We start from the raw sequence: 16,767 nt of genomic DNA on the forward strand, positions 1-16,767 counted from the left end.
GAAGGGTTGATCGAAAACTTCTTAAGTCGTCGTGATGGCGACGGGCGCAAGTGCGACGGGTGTGCTTAAATCCGGCTACGGCGCAGGCACGGCCTGTGCAGCGATGGGATGAACCGCTCCGGTCGCCAGGGACGCAGTGGCGGCTTGAGAGTGTCGGCAGGCAGGTTCAACATTAGCTGGCTGCTCAACCTCATCCATCAACAGTCGGAGGATCTAGTTAGGGATTCCGAGCCCGCGACCACCACGAGAGCCGAGTGTTTTTGTACGCGTCGCGTGGATCTTCGAGCGTCGCGTGACCATCAACCCACAACACGGCCATCCGCTTGCCGTGATGGGAAAACTCGTTGTTCCCATAGGTGAACTGACCCCCGGGAGCGAGGTCGCCCAGCCCTAAGTAGCCGAGAGTCCCACCATAGGCTTGGGCCCACTGATAGTTTTGCGTGGTGGCCGTTGAGAGGCGCTCGAAGATGTAAGCGCACTCTGTCGGGCGGCGGACATCCGTCACCTTTACCGGCCGCACACCGGCGTTGTAGTTCGTCTCTCCGAGCACCACGCCATCGAATGGCAGCGACGTCGGCTGATTGCGCATGAGGTTGACCGTATACGATCGTGCAAACCGGCCCGGCTCGAGACCGTCGCGCACGTCCCGCGGGCACTGGAGCACCTTCAGTTCAATTGCCGGAAAGGTGTTGGGCACCGCAACGCTCTGCCACTGCACCTGTTCAACTTTCACACCGAGGAATGGCGCGATGGCTCGGTCCCAGTTCGAATGGACCGCTCTGGCGTGCATCGGGAACACGCCCTTATTGGCATTCTGGTACATCGTCGTCGCCATGCCGAGTTGCCGCAGGTTGCTCACGCACTGGACGTCCTGCGCGCTCTTGCGGGCCTTCCCCAACGCCGGAAGCAAAATGCTGATCAGCAAGGCGATGATACCGATGACAACCAGCAGTTCCACCAAGGTGAACGCGCTTGAACGGGACGGGTGTCGAGCGGACATGATGGGAACTCCTCTTACGTACAGACCGACCCAACGCCGCGGATCGAAGGGAATGAACTTACGGGAAGTATGGGCCATGAATGGTCCATCGGCCAGTCGATATTGCGACCAAAAAATTAGGATTTGCGTCAGAAAAGAGGTACTCTGCGGGGTAACGAACAGACCGCTCTCTCGCGCGTAAGGACCGTAGCAGTAACGAACTAACGGTTCCCCGCGAGCTGCGGGTTTTCACGGAGGCACGGGTGGCTCAGGATCATGTGAAGGTCGCGGTACTCGTCGACAGCTCCACCGGCTGGGGTCGGCGGTTGATCCAGGGCATCCTGCAGTACGCGCGGCAACACGGTGAGTGGAAGATTTGGGTTGAACCGCGTGGCCAGCACGAGCATTTGCGCCCGCCGCCGGGGTGGGTTGGACATGGCGTGATCGCGCGCGTCAGCACGAAGTCGATGGCCGACGAACTGGCGGCGATGCGCCTGCCGATCGTGAACGTCTCCGGTTTGAAGCTGCCCAGCGTGACGTTCCCCACCGTCACCACCGACCCCGATGCCTCGACGCGCCTGGCGGCCGACCATTTTCTCGATCGCGGGTTTCAGCATTTCGCCTACTACGGCACGCCGCGCTTCCCCGCGGCGCGGGCGCACTACCAGTCGTACGCCGACGTGCTGGCGCAGCATGGGAAATCGTGCGCGTTTTACACCCCCTCGGCCGGCATCGCGGGCTTCGAGGCGCACCAAGCCGACCTGGCGCGTTGGCTGACGACGCTGCCGAAACCGTGCGCCGTCCTCTGCTGGGGCCTGCGTGGCTTGGCCTTGCTCGATGCGTGCGCCTCGGCGAAGCTTGACGTGCCGGGCGATGTCGCGGTGCTGTCGGGCGATTACGACGACTTGCTGTGCGAGGCGGCCACCCCACCGCTGTCGGGCATCGAGACGCCGTCGGAGTTGATCGGTCATGAGGCAGCGTCGCTGCTGGACCGGTTGATGCACGACCGGCCGATCGACCACCAGCGCGTGCTGGTGCTGCCGACGCGCGTCGTCGCACGGCAGTCGTCCGACGTGTTGGCGATCGACGACCCGGACATGGCCGCAGCGCTGCAGTTCATCCGCAACCACGCCGGCGAGCCAATCGACGTCGACGCGATCGTCGCCAGCATCCCCTGCAGCCGGCGGTCGCTCGAGCGCAAGTTCGAGCGGTGGCTCGGCCGCACGCCGGCGATGGAGATCCGTCGGGTGCAACTGGAACGGGCCAAGCAATTGTTGGTGGAGACCGACCTGCCGATCCCCCGCGTCGCCGCGGCGTCGGGGTTCGGCTCGGGCATGTACATGTCGCAGGCGTTCAAGTCGGCGATCGGGCTGACACCGTTGCGCTACCGTAGCCAGATGCGCGCACGATCAGCGGGTGGGCGGTAGCTGCAGCTTGCGGAAGTCGAAGGCCTGAAACCTCTGGAAACGGCGCGACTTTCCCCTTGGGACGGGTCGGCGTATCATGCCGCCCCACCTAACCTAACACCAAGGAGCCGATCGAGCATGGCCAGCAGCGACATCAACATCACCGTCACCCAGCGCGCGGGCCGCGCGACCGCCAGCAGTGGATCGAAGTGGGAGCCGCTGATGGGCTACAGCCGCGCGGTGCGCAGCGGCAACGTGATCGCCGTCACCGGCACGGTCGGCGTGAACGCCGACGGTACCTATTCACCCAACGTGGGCGACCAGGCCCGCCGGTCGCTGGCGATCATTCAGGCGGCCATCGAGTCCTTGGGTGGCAAGGTCGAGCACGTCATCCGCACGCGCATGTACGTGACCGATGTGACCCAGTGGGAAGCGGTCGCCAAGGTGCACGGCGAAATCTTCGGCGAGATCCGCCCCGCCACCAGCATCCTGGAAGTGCCCCGCCTGATCGACGCCGATGCGAAGATTGAGATCGAGGCCGACGCGATCGTCGCTTGAGATGTAGTGGAGCTTACCCTTCGCCCTTCAGCTCTTTGATCGTCTGCTTCACGCAATCCAGGTGCGGGTTCAGCACCAGCGCGCGCTCGTAGGCGGCGATGGCCTCGTCGGCCTGCTCGAGATGCGCGTAGCAATGGCCAAGGCCAGCCCAGGCGCCGAAGTGTTCGGGCATCAGTTCGACGGTCTTGCGGCAGTCGTCGATCGACTCGTCGTATCGTTCGCGAAGGTAGTGGACGATCGCCCGCTGGTTGTACGGCTCGGCAAAGTCGGGGGCGATCTCGACGGCGTGGGTGAAGTGGTCGGCGGCTTCGTCAAACTCGCGGCGGTTCAAGCACTGCAGGCCGTGCATTAGTTCCTTGTTGGCCTGCGGCGGGCCAAGTCGGAACCAGATCGACCAGAGCGCGTGCTCGGCCATCTGGTTCACGATCGGGTCGACGTCGCGCAACTGGCGGGCCAACTCACCGATACACCGTCGCCCGCCGACCAAGCTCAGCGCCAGTGCCGCAACCTTGCGCACGTCGCACTGGTTGCTCGACAGCAGATCGGTGATCTGCCGTGGCGTCCAGCGATCCTTCAGCAGGCCGCACAGGCCGGACAGGTCGCGCGCTTCCAGCAGCGGCTGGACCGCTTTCACGAAGGTCGCGGGATCGATGGGTTCTACTGTCATCACCGAAGAACGATAGGCAGCGTTTGCCGCCGGTTCCACGATTGCCGCAGCGGTTCAACCCGCTTTGGACTAATTCGTGTTCGGCCGGCGATGCATGGGCGCGGCGCGATCGGAATTGGGCACCTGCGCCTCAGGCGAGAACGGCGACGCGTAGTACGCCCGCCGCTGCAATTCGCTGTCGCCCAACCGGCGCGGCTTGTAGCCCGTCTCCAGGCGATCACCGCAACCGCAGGCCATCACAACGCCCACGCCGATCAAAACATGTCGCAAAATCAATGGCACGTTAAAACCATAACCTGCATTGGCGCTATCGTCCACGGCACCGGGTGACCTTGCGACGAACGAGCCGAATGGCGCTTATCGGACCCGATCGTGAAATTCATCACATTGCGTCGCGCGCAGTGTTGCGACAGAATGCCACGATGGCCAAGTACGAGCCCCCCGCTCACATCGAGATCGCCGCCTTGCGGGCACAGCAGGTGCAGGACATCGATTTGATGGCATCCGGTCCTGGCATTCCGTGGGAAGACCGCGGCACGCACGGTCCCGTCAGTGGATTCTTCAAGACGGCCGGCCAAAGCCTATCAAAGCCGGCCCACATGTACTCGCTGCTGCGCCGCCCGAACACAACCGGCGACGCGCGCAACTTCATCTTCGCCTGCGGCACGATGTGGTCGCTTGGCGCGCTGCTGCACGGCATCGTGACGGCTACCGGCATTCGCGGTGGTGACGCCGCGCGTAGCAGCCTGCTGCCGTACGCGCTGCTGATCATCGCGGCGCCGTTCGTGTTGTACGGGCTAATGTCAATCGCGACGGGCATCTTCAGCACGATCATCGAAAGCGAGCTGAAGAAGGGAACGCCGCGTTCGCTTGCGACCAACGTCTTCGCCTACGCCGCCGGCCCAAGCGTGCTGGCCCCCCTGCTGCTGCCGATCCACTGGGCCGGCGCGGCAATCGTGGTGCTTTGGATGACGGTGACGGTGATCGTCGGCGCGCGCACGCGCATGCGACTGAGCGTCACCGGCGGCACGATCGGCGCGGTGCTCAGCATGGCGGCGATCGTCGGCATTACCGTCGGCGCGTACTTTGGACTGAACCGCCTGTGGTGGATCATCTCCTAGTGAACCGCGCCGCCCCCCACGACCTCCGGACGCGCCGCGCCCGCCTGCTGGCGCGCATCCAACGCAAGTACGATACGGCCGACGATGTGCTGTCGATCGGGCCGTTGCGCGTGCCGTTCACGCGCGTGAAGGACCCGGACGTGGTGCTGGACCAGCTTGCCGAGGCCGCCGACCAACGCGAGCGAGAAACGGGCGAACGCATCGACCTCCAGCACCTGCCCTACTGGGCCGAACTGTGGGACAGCGCCTACGGCGTCGCCGAGCGACTGGTGGCGCGATCGAATGCATGGGGACTTGGCGACCCGAAGCTCGTGCTCGATCTCGGCTGCGGAATGGGGCTGACCGGCACCGTGGCGGCGCAGCTGCGGGCGAGCGTGATGCTAGCCGATCTGGAGGCTGAAGCGTTGCTGTTCGCGCAGTACAACGCCTCCCAGACCGGCGACGCCCACCTCGTCCCGCGGCACATTACGGGTCGCCATCGCAGGGGGCTGCAGTACAGGAATTACCGCCGATGGGTGCCGCGCGTGCGCGCCCGGCAGATCAACTGGCAGACCGACCATCTCGGCGAGCAGTTCGACCTGATCCTCGGCGCCGACATCCTCTACGACAAGACGCAGTGGCCTTTCCTGGACGCATTCTTCCGCGAACACCTCGCGCCCGGTGGCGTCGTTATCTTGGGCGAACCCGGCCGCGCCACCGGCGATCTATTCGTTAACTGGATTGTCGAACGCAACTGGTCGCTCGACCGCATCGAAGTGCTCGTGCCGACTCGGGGCAAGCCCATCCGTATTTTTGAATTGCACTGAAAAGCACTCGCTCGCGCCCAGCATTTATGCGCGTGCCGGTTCTAAGTCGTCCTGAGAGCGTGTCAGATAACGACGCCGCGTCCGCTCCGACCGTAGCATGGGTGTCCCGCCCATGGAGCCGCGGTACCCCGCGGTGTCGGGCCGTACTCGGCCCGAGGTAACGAGCGCAAGCGATCTGCTCTTCCATTGATACTGACAACCCCTTCGCTGGCGCAATTGCTATTCGGATGGTTTACCCTCCGACGTGTCGGCATAACGACACTATGGGCTCTGGCGTCCATGCTACGGTGACGACCGGCCCCGACCGCGTTCTTTATCACTCTCTGAGGTGCTCCGAAGGATCTCTTTCTTTTTGAGTGAATACGGGGGGGAGATCCTTCTGAGTACCTCAGGATGACGAACGGCAGTTACGCGGCTTTCCAAGCAGAATGCGCGTCCAAAGAAAACGCCCGGATCAGATGATCCGGGCGTTTCGAAGACAAAATAAAACAGAGTTCCGCACGTGCCGTGTGAGAGCGGTTCAGTCAAACCCATGTAAAATAAACGGGGCCAGTTCCGATCCGGAGGGTGCTCCGGTCTATCCCACCGTCAGTTTCCTGTCTATGGCCCAACGTCGCACAGACCGTTGGACACCGCAGGCTTACATCGGGCAGGCGGAAAGCCTCATGGGTTGATTATAGGTTTAACCAAATATGTGCCCTCAAGCTCGAACACTGAAGAACATCCGTTTCATTGAATACTATCGGTGCGAGTCGTCGTTGACAATCAGGAAATACGGCGATTCCCGCGTCGCATCACCGGACGCACCGGGATCGGCACCGCCGAGCGCGATCGCATCCGCATGACCGTTTCAAGCCGCACAACCAAGCCCACAAACAGGACGGCGGCCGCGATGAAGTACGAGGTGATAAGCATGTGAGATTATACGCCTGCTACATGCACGCGTTCGAGCGGGAACGGCGGATTTGAAAGAGAAAGTGGGATTTATTTTTTGGCTGCTGCAAGGCTCAATCCGTCATCCTGAGATACTCCGAAGGATCTCCCCCCGTCTTTGGCTGTGGGGCGGAAGAGATCCTTCGGAGTACCTGAGGATGACGGTGGTACGTGGGTGGCGCTGGCGGCTTGCCTTTGATCAGGCTTAGAACGGTGGCGCTTCGCCGCGCTTCCACCAGTCGGCATCGGCCTTCTTTTCGCGGGCCTTCTTCTCGCCGCTGTTGCTCTTGGTTGGCGGCTCGTTGGAATCGGGCTCAACGTCGAAGCCTTCGCCACCGTCGTCGCCCTCGTCGCCACCATTGACCATGCTGGCCAGAGACAGCGCGAACAGCGGGCCGATGCCCTTCATCGCGTCGACGTGCTCGTCCTTGAACGGCACCGACGCGTCGCGGAAGAAGACGATCGACGCGAGCGATTCGCCGAGGTACGTGCAGTTCATCGCCACCAGCGACTGCTTGTCGATGTAGTGGAACGCCTCCGGACTAACGCGTCCCTTCAGCTCGCTGGCCTGCAGTTGCACGAAGCCCTCACGGGTGGCCATGGGCAGCACGACGTCGCGGATCGCATCGGTCAGGGTGGCGTCGCCGGGCGTGGTGTACTTCATGTAAGCGCCAAGCTGAAATTCGCCTTCCTCGCTGGCGAGCCAGACGGCGCAATTGGCGTAGCCAAGCTGGCGAAGCAGCCAGTCCATGCTGTGACAGAGCAGTTGCTCGAGATCCTTCGAGCCTTCGATGGCCTTGCGGAAGCCTTCCTCGGTGCGAACGCTGCCCATCTGCCGGGAGAGTTCGCCATATGCGCCGATCAGGTCGTTGCAGAGCAGGTCGACCTTCTTGCTGATCGTCTTGCGCGCCTTGCTGAGCCGGCGGACGGCCAGCTTCAGGCGCTCGAGCTTGCGCTCGTGCTTGGCAGCGGCGTTCTGCCGCACCAGGGCAAGCTTCACGCGGTCGACCAGTTGTTCGCCGGTGAACGGCTTGGGCATGAAGTCGACCGCGCCCTCGCGCAGTGCCGAGACCGCGGTGGCGACCGTGGCGGCACCGGTGATGACGATCGCGCTGGCGGCCGGCGCGTTCCTGCGCAGGGCGGGCAGCAACGACATCCCATCGCCATCGGGCAGGTTCAGGTCGGTCAGCAGCAGGTCAAATGGTTCGTTGTCGGCCATGGCGGCGTGAGCGGCGGTAACGGAGTCGGCAATCGTCAGATCGCACGCGACGCCGGCGCTCATCACGTCCACGATGGCCTCTGAGACCGCTGGCTCGTCGTCAACGATCAGCACGCGTGGGCGGACTGCCTTGGTCTTGGTCGTGATCGTCGCGTTTGCCATTGCGTCTCCGAACAAATGGTGATTGGTCTCGTCTGCTACTGTCACTCGATCCGCTTCTCGCCACTTCCGACGTCCGCGTTCCCACTTCCACTTCACCTCACGCCAGCCTGCGCGTCTCCTGAACGGGCTCGGCGTGCGCCTGAACCGCTGGCAGCAGCACGGTCATGCGCGCCCCTTGCCCCGGGCGGCTTTCCAGGTGGATGGCACCGCCCGAGCATTCAACCCAGCGCATCGCCTTAGCCAATCCCATTCCGCGCCGGCGGCCAGCTCGGCGGCTGCTGAAGAAGGGGGCGAAGGCGCGCTTGAGCGTCTCGTCGTCCATCCCGCAGCCGTTGTCGGCGATCGTCAGCACCACGCGGTTCGACAGCGCGTCGAACGCGGCGTGAACGTCGATCCGACCGGCGCCTTCCTCGGTCGCCTGAATCGAATTGCCGATCACCTCCCGCAGCGCGGCCGACACCTGCTCGGGGTCCACCTCGACCTGCGGCACGTCGCCGATCGTGATCTCAATGTCTCTATCGGGCGTTTCGTCCAGCAACTTGGCGTCATGAATCGCACGACCGACAAGATCGGAAATCTCGCAAACCGTCGGCTTCGGCGGCACGGGTTTGGCGAAGTCCATCAGTTCGGTGATGATCTCGCTGAGCCGATGCGACTGGTCGTAAATGAGGCTGGCGGCGTGCTTCTGCTTCGGGTCGGTCAACTGCATCGCCAGAAGCTGCGATCGACCACTGATGACCGCCAGCGGGTTGTTCATCTCGTGCGCCGCCCCACCGGCCATCTCACCGACGCTGATCATCGCCTTGCCGCGCACGATCTCGGCCTGCGCGTTGTGCAGGCGGCGGTTGGCGTCGGCCAACTGCTCGGCGAGCGTGCGGGCCTCTTCGCGAATCTGAGCGGTGCGGAGCGCGAGGCTCCAGCCACCGGCGATCGCGGTGATTTCCTGAACTTGCGTGGATAGTCGTTGGGCTTCGCCCACGCCAGCGCCCCACACCACGCCGCCGACGCATTGGTTGTCGGCGCCTAGGCAGATCCAGAATCGATCGCTGCCGGGCAGGCGCGGCGAGACGGCTTCGGTGAGCCAGTCGAGCTGCTTCGGGGCGGCCATTACCGGGCCGTCGCCGGGGTCGGGATGCGTAGGCCGGGGGCCGGTGCAGTCGATGAACGTCGTATCGAAGACCTGCCCATCGGCGTTCAGCAGCAGCGTCTCGGCGAAGGCCTGAGTCGGGGGCAGCGAGAAGACGCCGACGCACGACAGGCCGAGCACCTCGACGGCGATCTGGCCGATCGCGCGCAGAATCATCTGCGGCGGCGCATCGGCACGCAGTTCCGATTGAAAGGTCGACAGGGCATCGAAAAATTTGGCCCGGATCGCCAGCTTGCGGTTGCGCGTCGCCAGTTGACCGGTCACCCGGCCCAGTTCGCGATTGGCGCGCGACAGCGATTCGCGGTACAGCTCGTTGCTGGTTTCCTCGCCAAGGCCAAGGCTCTTGGCGCGCGGCTCGACGCGGCCCATCAGGCGCAGCAGACACTTCTCGACCGACTCGGCGGTCAGGCCGACCGCGTCCAGCAGTGCGGCGCGCCCGACGGTGAACGTGTAGTTGCCGCTGTAACCGATGTGCTGCTCGCGCACCAGCACGTCGGCGAGCGTGACCAGGCTGACCAGGCGGGCATGTTTCACGTTGGCTGGCAGCGCTTGCGGCAGTTGGCCGTGGAGCCAGATCGATTCGCGCACGTTCAGCGGCAGCTGCCACTTCTCGGCCAGCCGTTTGCCGGCGATCGTGTGGTCCAGGCCGATCACGGTGCGCTCGAGGTCGGCGATGTTGCCGCGCAGCAGGTCGACCGCCTCGATTACCCGACCGAAGCTCTTGGGCAACGCCGCGTCGAGCGCGACCTTGCCCATGTCGTGCAGCAGCCCGCAGACGAACGCCTCGGATGGCGACGCCTCGCGCACCGCCGCCCCACCACCGCTGGGCTGTTCCATCAGCGCCTCGGCCAGCAGTTCGGCGCAGCACGCGACTGCGATCGAGTGCTTCCAAAATTCGTCTCGGTTTAGTTTGCTTTCCTTCGACTGGGCCGACAGCGCGTCGAACACGCTGACCGCCAGCACGGCGCTCCGCACCGCGTCGAACCCCATCAGCACGACCGCCCGCTCGACGGTGTTCACCTCACCCCGCGCCCCCACGTCGGCCCGGTGGACGAGCTGCAGGATGCGCGTCGTCAGCGCGACGTCGGCCTCGATCAGCTTCACGAGGTCCTTGGAGTGCGTCGATTCGCTGCCGGTCGCCTCCAGCACGCGCACCGCCACCGTCGGCAGCGTCGGCAGTTCCTCCAGTTGCTGGAGGATCAGCTCAACGCGTTTGCTGCGGAGATTGTTGACTGCGTCTGATGATTCCATCGCGAGACGGTGGGTGCGACTTCCGGTCGTGCCCGTTATCCGTTCTATCGTGAGGATTGATGCGAGCGCTTAAGACGATCTCCCCTACCCAGTTCGCGCCACTTAACATTCGGCGATTAATGCAGGTCCGATAACGAGACGCTGGCGTGGTTAACTGTGTTGGCCAAGCCGATCGCGGCTCCCAGCACCGCGCGGTTCGGACGAATTATCAGACGGTGGGATCATGCCTCTTGAAATATAACCATATAGGCATATCATGCATCGACATGGCAAGGGCTGCGACAACTTCAGACACCTATAACGCGATCGCTGAGCCAAGGCGTCGGCGGTTGCTAGAAGTGATCGCGGGCGAGCAGCTGGCCGTAAACGACATCGTTACGCGCCTCGGTTGGTCGCAACCGTTGGTCTCCAAGCACCTACGGGTGTTGCGCGAGGTCGGCCTCGTCGACGCGCGACATCAGAACCGGCAGAAGATCTACTCGTTGAATGCCCAAGCCCTGAAGCCAGTACACGAGTGGGTAGGCGGCTTCGAGCGGTTTTGGCGCGACCACCTGCACAACATCAAGACGAACGCGGAGCACCGCGCGGAAGCGCGCGCAGAGAAGACCCAAACATCCAATCCACCGACCAATTAACCCTACGAAGGAGAGATATTCATGATCGAGACAGCCGACCGTATTGCTGAACTCCAGTTCCGCGTCCACCAGGAGATCGACATTGCCGCGCCGCGGGCCGACGTGTTCGAGGCGATCTTTGAGGAGATCACCACGGGCATCAAGGACGCCAACGGCGGGTCGATGAACTTGCGCATCGAGCGGTGGCCAGGCGGCCGTTGGTACCGTGATCTGGGCAAAGACGTCGGGCACTTCTGGGGCCACGTGCAGGTCATCAAGCCGCCGGTGGTGCTGGAGATCTGTGGCCCGATGATGATGTCCTACCCCGTCGCCGGCCACATCGCGTACCGTTTGACCGAGACGCCCACCGGCACGCGTCTTACGCTCACGCACCGCACGTTCGGCGAAATCGACCCGGCGCACCGGGAGGGTGTGAACCAAGGCTGGGACGTGATCATGAAGGCCATCAAGACGAGGGCCCAGGGTTAAGCGATCGCTTCAACTTCAAACACAATGCCCTCGCGCGACAGCGCGAGGGCATTGTGTTTGAAGTTGAAGGTTTCCAGCCGTGCCGAGCGATTAGATCGCCAGCAGTTCCCCGATGCGCTCGATGAGCTTCTCGATGTTGAACGGCTTCTTCACGAACTCGTCGGCGCCGGCCTTCAGGAGGTCGTTGACCTCGTCCTGATTCACCACGCCCGAGACGATGATGATCTTCATGTGCTCGAAGTTGGGGTTCTTCCGGATCGTCTGGCAGACCACGTTGCCGTTGATGTCGGGCAGCATGTAGTCCAGGATGACCAGGTCGGGCATGAACTCCTGCGTCATGATGCCGGCGTCGTACCCGGTGCCCGCGGTCTTCACATCGAAGCGGCCGTCGCGCTCGAGGACGTCGACGAACAGTTCCACGATCTCCGGATCATCGTCAACGACCAGGATCTTGTGCTTGCCGCTGTCCAGCGCGTCCGGCGGGATGCCGTTGTCACGCATGAACGCGATCAGCGCCTCACGCGGAATGCGACGGAAACGGCTGCCCGGCACGCGGAATCCCTTCAACCGTCCGCTGTCGAAACAGCGGATGATCGTCTGCTGCGAGACCTTGCAGATCTCCGCCGCCTCGCCCGTGGTGAACACTGTCTTCATGGGTTCCTACCTTGGTCCAAGCCGTTCAATCCTTTACGGCTACGCGACACAACAAAATGCGCCATTTTATCCAAACTACCCATCTTCCATCGGGCGTGTTTCGGGGAGACTTGAGGTAGATGGTCGTCGCACTATCAAAATTGGTGCGGTTCGCTCGCTATCTGACGATTTTCGCAAACAATCGACACAAAACCACTCGCGCATCCTCTATATCCACTAAATCGGGCGGCACACCGCCCCCCTCGTGCACTGTTCTATGACACTTGATACAGCGGGATGTCAGTCACAGGAGGGCGATCCGCACACCATATTGTAGTCGACCATTGCCCGCGCGGCGTCTCCTCGCCGCGGTCGATCCATCAATACGGGGTGGCGCAGAGTAGCGTGGGGCAGGAATTTGCTCAAGTGCTGTTGGGATGGGGGTGCGCGTAATTCCGGAGGAATGCGCATGTAAGGACCCATGCAATAACGCAGTCCGAGATATAGCCACGGACTTGCCCGCGGACATGGTGTGGAGTTGCGAAACCTCCCGGGCAGGCCCGGGGTTATGTAAGTGCGATCAAGGTTGTTGTGTTCGACGCGACCCCCGGTCACGCGCCGGTTAAGGCCCGCCCGATGAGTTCGCGGGCTTTGTCGGGCAGGGAGAGCGTCATCGCGGCGTTGTGACCGTGGGGTGACATTTTCACCCATGTCCGCCGGACGATCTCGATGACTTTCTCGTCCTCGTGCCCAGCCGCGAAGCCCGCGAAGTAGTTTTCCAGAAAGACGAGGCAGGCGATGTCTTCCAGCGCTTGCGTCTCGGGATCGGACTTGAGCTTCTCCTTGCGCAGCAGCGCCCGCACGCGCTCGATCGTGCGGTCTTCGTACCCCACTTGCCGCAAGATTCCCTCGGCGACGTCGGCGTGAAACGTGTAGAGCCGCGTCCGCCAGCGGTGGTAACCGGCGCGGTCCATCGGGAACGAATCGCGCGGAATCTCCCATCGCCGAATGTGCTGGGCGCGAGCCGCGAGCTTTAAGGCTTCGCTGGCGCTGGGGTAAAGCTGCTGCTGCCATGCGGTCATCTGCTGCGCGTACAGCAGGGCCTTGGCGGTCTCGACACCGTCGATAATGGTGACGCTGGGATCTTCGGCATTGGCGGCATCGAAGCGGTCGAAAGCGCGTGACAGGCGGATACGGTCATCTTCGGTCATGTCATCCTGAGTATATCAGCGTGAATGGGTTCAGAGGGATGAACCATGAAGACTCGAATGGGAGCCCTTTGTTCTCCAAAGCCCTTCATTTACGTATACTAGCGTGACAAGGCAGGATGGGAGCAGGGAAGGAGCCGTGCGTGGCTAAGAGATCGCCGTTACTGGAAAAACTGGATGAGGTCCGCGAGCGGATCGCCGCCGCCGCCATCAAGGCCAAGCGCGAGCCGGCGGAGGTGACGCTCGTCGCCGTCACGAAGACCGCAGGCCCGGAGCAGATCCGCGAGATCCTGCAGCTGGGCGTCGCCGACCTGGCCGAGAACCGCGTGCAGCAGCTGACCCAGCGGGCCAGCCAGCTCAACGAGTTCCTCACGCGCCGCCTGCAGCACGGCGACGCCACGGTGCCGCAGAAGATTCGCTGGCACATGATCGGTCACCTGCAGCGCAACAAGGTCAAGCCGATCCTGCCGCTCGTCAGCCTGATCCACAGCGTCGACAGTTTGCGCCTGGCTGAGGAAATCGACGCCGCCGGCGCCAAAGTCGGCCGGAAGATCCCCGTGCTGCTCCAGTTGAACGCCAGCGAGGAATCGCAAAAGTCCGGCGTCGCCGTCGGGGCCGCGGTTCACCTGGCAGAGCAGATCGACTCGATGGAGAACGTGCAGTTGACCGGCCTGATGACCATGGCCGCGTTCGAAGCGACCGAGGCCGAGGTGCGCCAGACCTTCAGCCGCACGCGCGAGATCTTCGAAGAGATGAAGTGGAACAAGATCGGCGGGACCGCCCTTCGCCACCTCAGCATGGGCATGAGCAACGACTTCGAACATGCCATCGCCGAGGGCAGCACGATGGTGCGCATCGGCAGCCTGCTGTTCGGTGGCAAGAGCTGGGACGGGGCCGCGGAAGACGAAAAGTGATGATCTGGTCCCTCTCCCATGGACTCGTGGGAGAGGTGAGGATGATTTGAAGTAACCAATAACCAATGACCAAACCCGAATGACCAATCAAATCCCAATGAACAATGTCCAATGGGAAATCTTCATTGGACATTGGTGCTTGGGCATTCATTGGTCATTCGGGTTTGGTCATTGGTCATTGGTCATTGTCATCGCTCGTCGTTCGAAGCACCCTCACCTAACCTCTCCCGGCGTACCGGGAGAGGGACCGGATCGCCGATGACGCATACCACCCCATGCCCGACGTCGATTTCTTCACCTTCTTCCGCTACACGCTCGGCACGGTTGTGACGATCTACGCGTCGATCGTCACGCTGCAGGGCCTGTGGGGCTGGTGGGTCTGGCTGGCGGGCGATGATAAGCACATCTCGATGCTCCGGCGGTACATCCTCGTGCACGGCCTGCGGTTACGCTTCAAAACCTTCTGGGGTGACGTCATCATCTGCGGCCTGCTCTGCGTGACATTTATCATCATGTGGCGGGCGCACCTGAAGCTGGAGGAACTGGCAGAGGCGTTGCGCGGCATTTCCACGGTATACTGAGCAACGACGAAGCGCTGGTCGAACCAGCGCGGTGGGATGTGGAATCCGGTCCCTCTCCCATGTACTCATGGGAGAGGCTAGGTGAGGGTGATTTCGTTCTGACTAAAGCGGTCAGCAGTTCGAAATCACCCTCACCTAGCTTCTCCTAGAGCATGCGGGAAAGGGACCAGAGGGCTTTCTTCCGACCCTAGGAAAACTGCACACGATTAGAATGCGAGCCCGCAAGCGAATTGCCTAACGGACCGATAAGATCGACAGGCGACCCGACTGAACCAACCTCCCAATGTCCCCAGTTCCCAGCAATCCGAACGATCTGAAGATGCTTCCCGAAAGCACGCCTGCGCGTCCACCCGTAACGCCCGCCGAGCCGGTCAGCCTGGCATCGTTGCCGACGGCGGTGCGGCAACTGGTCGAGTTGCCACGCGAGGAACTGGATCATCTCGCGGAAGATTTCGGGCTCGACCCGACCCGCTTCAAGACGCGCCAGCACTTGGTTGCGGCGCTGCACGACCGCAGGCAGATGATCGCGGGGCTCAATCGCGAGGCGATGCTCGACGTCATCCGCTGGGGCCGCCGGCCGATCGCCCAGAACGCCAGCAACGAGCAGATCGCCCAGGAGATCGCCCGCATCACGTCGATGCGCTTCCACGGCCTCAGCCAGCGCGGCCTCATCGTGCTGTCGCGCATGCGCGGCGTCGATGCGCGCGACGACGACCCCATTCCCCTGCTCGTGCGGCAACTGAAAAAGCAGGAAGGCTTGTTCCAGAAGTTCGCGCGCAAACGCCGGGCAATGGTCGGCTCGATCGTCGCCAATCTCGTGGGTGAAGCGGAACCGACGACCGAATACCAGTACCTGCCCCCCGCTGCCCCCAATGGTCAGCAAGGCCAGACCGGTGGCACCACGAACGTGCCGCCACCCCGACCGGCCGCGGCGCAACCGTCGTTAAAGCGAGACATCGAGGACAGTGGCCTGTTCGGCGGCATCAGCAACCGCATCAAGAAGACGGCCGACAACTACCTGAACCAGAAGCTGGACGAGGTGGAGGCCCGCATCGACCGCAAGCTCGACGAGATCGACCGCCGGCTCGCCGAGTGGCGCGACAAGGAAGTCGCCAACCGCATCCGCATCCTCAAGATCACCCTCTGGGCCAGCGTGATCGTGGCGGCGGTTTCGCTGATCTACTCGTACATCAAGATTTATTTTGTTGGGCCGTAATTTTCTGTAGAACTTACGGCCGCGTTCCCCGTCGTTCTGTCTAATACGGTTTTGGGGTGCCGACGTTCTTGTCGGTGTGTGATGTCTCGCAGGACGGGGATTCCACACGTAGCATGGGCGTCTCGCCCATGCCCGTTATGAGGCCAGACTTGATTGCCAGCGAACCGCTTCGTCGGCGCAGGCCGCCACTAAAGATACTCCTCGTTCCAATCCACAGTCATGGGCGAGACGCCCATGCTACGTGCGGAACGGCTACAGACCTGCTTCTGAGACAGTCGGAATCTCGGACGCACCCCACTCATCGCTTGCGGTTTCGCGGGCGAACACGTTCCAGAACGTGCAACTTCCGCGAAACCGCAAGTGACGGGCGCGAGCGTTGGCGATGGTCGATCGAGCAGGACGCCCCTGCTGAGACGCGTTTGGGGCAACAACCGATCGTCGTTACGTCGGGTTGCCTTCTTCGGCCTCCACGCGTTCCGTACCGGGGTTTTCCGGCGCATCGGCTCCTGGGTTCGGCTTCGTCTCTGCCGTCGCGTTGCTCCCGCGACGGCCGGCGGAACGGCGGCCACCCATCCGGCCGATCGTGGCCATGTGGTTGCGGTCCTGGCTCACGCGCTCGCCACCCTTGCGGCCGGCGGCACGCGCCTCATCGCTGGTAAACTGGTGCGCGGTGCCCTTCTCGTGGGCGGCGCGACCCCCCTTGCGGGCGATCTCACGCTGGCGCTCGGCATTCATTGACGCGAATCCTCGATTTTGGCGATTGGTCTGCTGCATGGCGACTCCCTTCTGGCCTACACCCACCATCGTTGTTCGGCCAGTCGATAACATCTCGACGGCAACGCCGCGGTGACCGAGGCAACAAT

17 protein-coding genes are annotated in these 16,767 nt (G+C 62.9%); 9 read left to right on the forward strand and 8 right to left on the reverse strand.

Translation table 11 applies throughout. The features are described 5' to 3' along the window. Positions 1–217: 217 nt before the first annotated feature. Positions 218–1,078, reverse strand: a complete 861-nt coding sequence (locus tag VGN72_02220; GenBank protein HEV7298151.1) for a DUF1559 domain-containing protein — start codon at positions 1,076–1,078, stop codon at positions 218–220. Positions 1,079–1,242: 164 nt separating this feature from the next. Between VGN72_02220 and VGN72_02225 the strand changes: the two genes are divergently transcribed. Together VGN72_02225 and VGN72_02230 are read left to right on the forward strand one after the other, a co-directional pair. Next, entirely contained in the window at positions 1,243–2,406 is a 1,164-nt protein-coding gene (locus tag VGN72_02225) for a substrate-binding domain-containing protein (protein HEV7298152.1), read from the forward strand. 117 nt (positions 2,407–2,523) lie between these two features. Next, entirely contained in the window at positions 2,524–2,943 is a 420-nt protein-coding gene (locus VGN72_02230; protein HEV7298153.1) for a RidA family protein, read from the forward strand. 13 nt (positions 2,944–2,956) lie between these two features. On the opposite strand, the gene VGN72_02235 is transcribed toward VGN72_02230, so the two are convergent. Beyond that, entirely contained in the window at positions 2,957–3,610 is a 654-nt protein-coding gene (locus tag VGN72_02235; protein HEV7298154.1) for a tetratricopeptide repeat protein, read from the reverse strand. A 69-nt stretch (positions 3,611–3,679) separates the two neighbouring features. Continuing rightward, on the reverse strand, positions 3,680–3,880 hold the full coding sequence (locus tag VGN72_02240) for a hypothetical protein (protein ID HEV7298155.1): 201 nt from the start codon (positions 3,878–3,880) through the stop codon (positions 3,680–3,682). 152 nt (positions 3,881–4,032) lie between these two features. Here VGN72_02240 and VGN72_02245 point away from each other — a divergent pair, with 152 nt between their 5' ends. Together VGN72_02245 and VGN72_02250 are read left to right on the forward strand one after the other, a co-directional pair. Then, positions 4,033–4,731, forward strand: coding sequence for a hypothetical protein (locus VGN72_02245; protein ID HEV7298156.1), 699 nt, complete (start codon positions 4,033–4,035; stop codon positions 4,729–4,731). Then, entirely contained in the window at positions 4,716–5,537 is an 822-nt protein-coding gene (locus VGN72_02250) for a methyltransferase (GenBank protein ID HEV7298157.1), read from the forward strand. The genes VGN72_02245 and VGN72_02250 overlap by 16 nt, the downstream gene beginning before the upstream one ends. 1,138 nt (positions 5,538–6,675) lie before the next feature. Here the strand turns inward: VGN72_02250 and VGN72_02255 are convergent. Together VGN72_02255 and VGN72_02260 are read right to left on the reverse strand one after the other, a co-directional pair. Then, positions 6,676–7,851, reverse strand: a complete 1,176-nt coding sequence (locus tag VGN72_02255) for a response regulator (protein HEV7298158.1) — start codon at positions 7,849–7,851, stop codon at positions 6,676–6,678. Positions 7,852–7,948: 97 nt separating this feature from the next. Then, complete coding sequence (locus tag VGN72_02260) at positions 7,949–10,249, reverse strand: HDOD domain-containing protein (GenBank protein ID HEV7298159.1); 2,301 nt, start codon at positions 10,247–10,249, stop codon at positions 7,949–7,951. A 266-nt stretch (positions 10,250–10,515) separates the two neighbouring features. Between VGN72_02260 and VGN72_02265 the strand changes: the two genes are divergently transcribed. Both VGN72_02265 and VGN72_02270 read left to right on the forward strand, forming a co-directional pair. Further along, positions 10,516–10,884 (forward strand): metalloregulator ArsR/SmtB family transcription factor, encoded by a 369-nt coding sequence (locus tag VGN72_02265; protein ID HEV7298160.1) that lies wholly within the window; start codon positions 10,516–10,518, stop codon positions 10,882–10,884. Between the two features lie 21 nt (positions 10,885–10,905). Next, positions 10,906–11,352: an SRPBCC domain-containing protein gene (locus VGN72_02270; GenBank protein ID HEV7298161.1), complete on the forward strand. Its 447-nt coding sequence runs from the start codon at positions 10,906–10,908 to the stop codon at positions 11,350–11,352. A gap of 90 nt (positions 11,353–11,442) precedes the next feature. On the opposite strand, the gene VGN72_02275 is transcribed toward VGN72_02270, so the two are convergent. Both VGN72_02275 and VGN72_02280 read right to left on the reverse strand, forming a co-directional pair. Further along, entirely contained in the window at positions 11,443–12,006 is a 564-nt protein-coding gene (locus VGN72_02275; protein ID HEV7298162.1) for a response regulator, read from the reverse strand. A gap of 590 nt (positions 12,007–12,596) precedes the next feature. After that, positions 12,597–13,196, reverse strand: coding sequence for a DUF4202 domain-containing protein (locus tag VGN72_02280; protein HEV7298163.1), 600 nt, complete (start codon positions 13,194–13,196; stop codon positions 12,597–12,599). Positions 13,197–13,336: 140 nt separating this feature from the next. Between VGN72_02280 and VGN72_02285 the strand changes: the two genes are divergently transcribed. From VGN72_02285 to VGN72_02295, 3 genes are all read left to right on the forward strand, one after another. Then, entirely contained in the window at positions 13,337–14,107 is a 771-nt protein-coding gene (locus VGN72_02285) for a YggS family pyridoxal phosphate-dependent enzyme (protein ID HEV7298164.1), read from the forward strand. A gap of 275 nt (positions 14,108–14,382) precedes the next feature. After that, a complete protein-coding gene (locus VGN72_02290; GenBank protein ID HEV7298165.1) occupies positions 14,383–14,688 on the forward strand; it encodes a hypothetical protein in 306 nt (101 codons plus the stop codon). Positions 14,689–14,971: 283 nt separating this feature from the next. Further along, on the forward strand, positions 14,972–15,904 hold the full coding sequence (locus VGN72_02295; protein HEV7298166.1) for a hypothetical protein: 933 nt from the start codon (positions 14,972–14,974) through the stop codon (positions 15,902–15,904). Between the two features lie 441 nt (positions 15,905–16,345). On the opposite strand, the gene VGN72_02300 is transcribed toward VGN72_02295, so the two are convergent. Further along, positions 16,346–16,678, reverse strand: coding sequence for a KGG domain-containing protein (locus VGN72_02300; GenBank protein HEV7298167.1), 333 nt, complete (start codon positions 16,676–16,678; stop codon positions 16,346–16,348). Positions 16,679–16,767: the final 89 nt, after the last annotated feature.

The organism is Tepidisphaeraceae bacterium, assembly GCA_035998445.1.
Classification (GTDB): domain Bacteria; phylum Planctomycetota; class Phycisphaerae; order Tepidisphaerales; family Tepidisphaeraceae; genus DASYHQ01.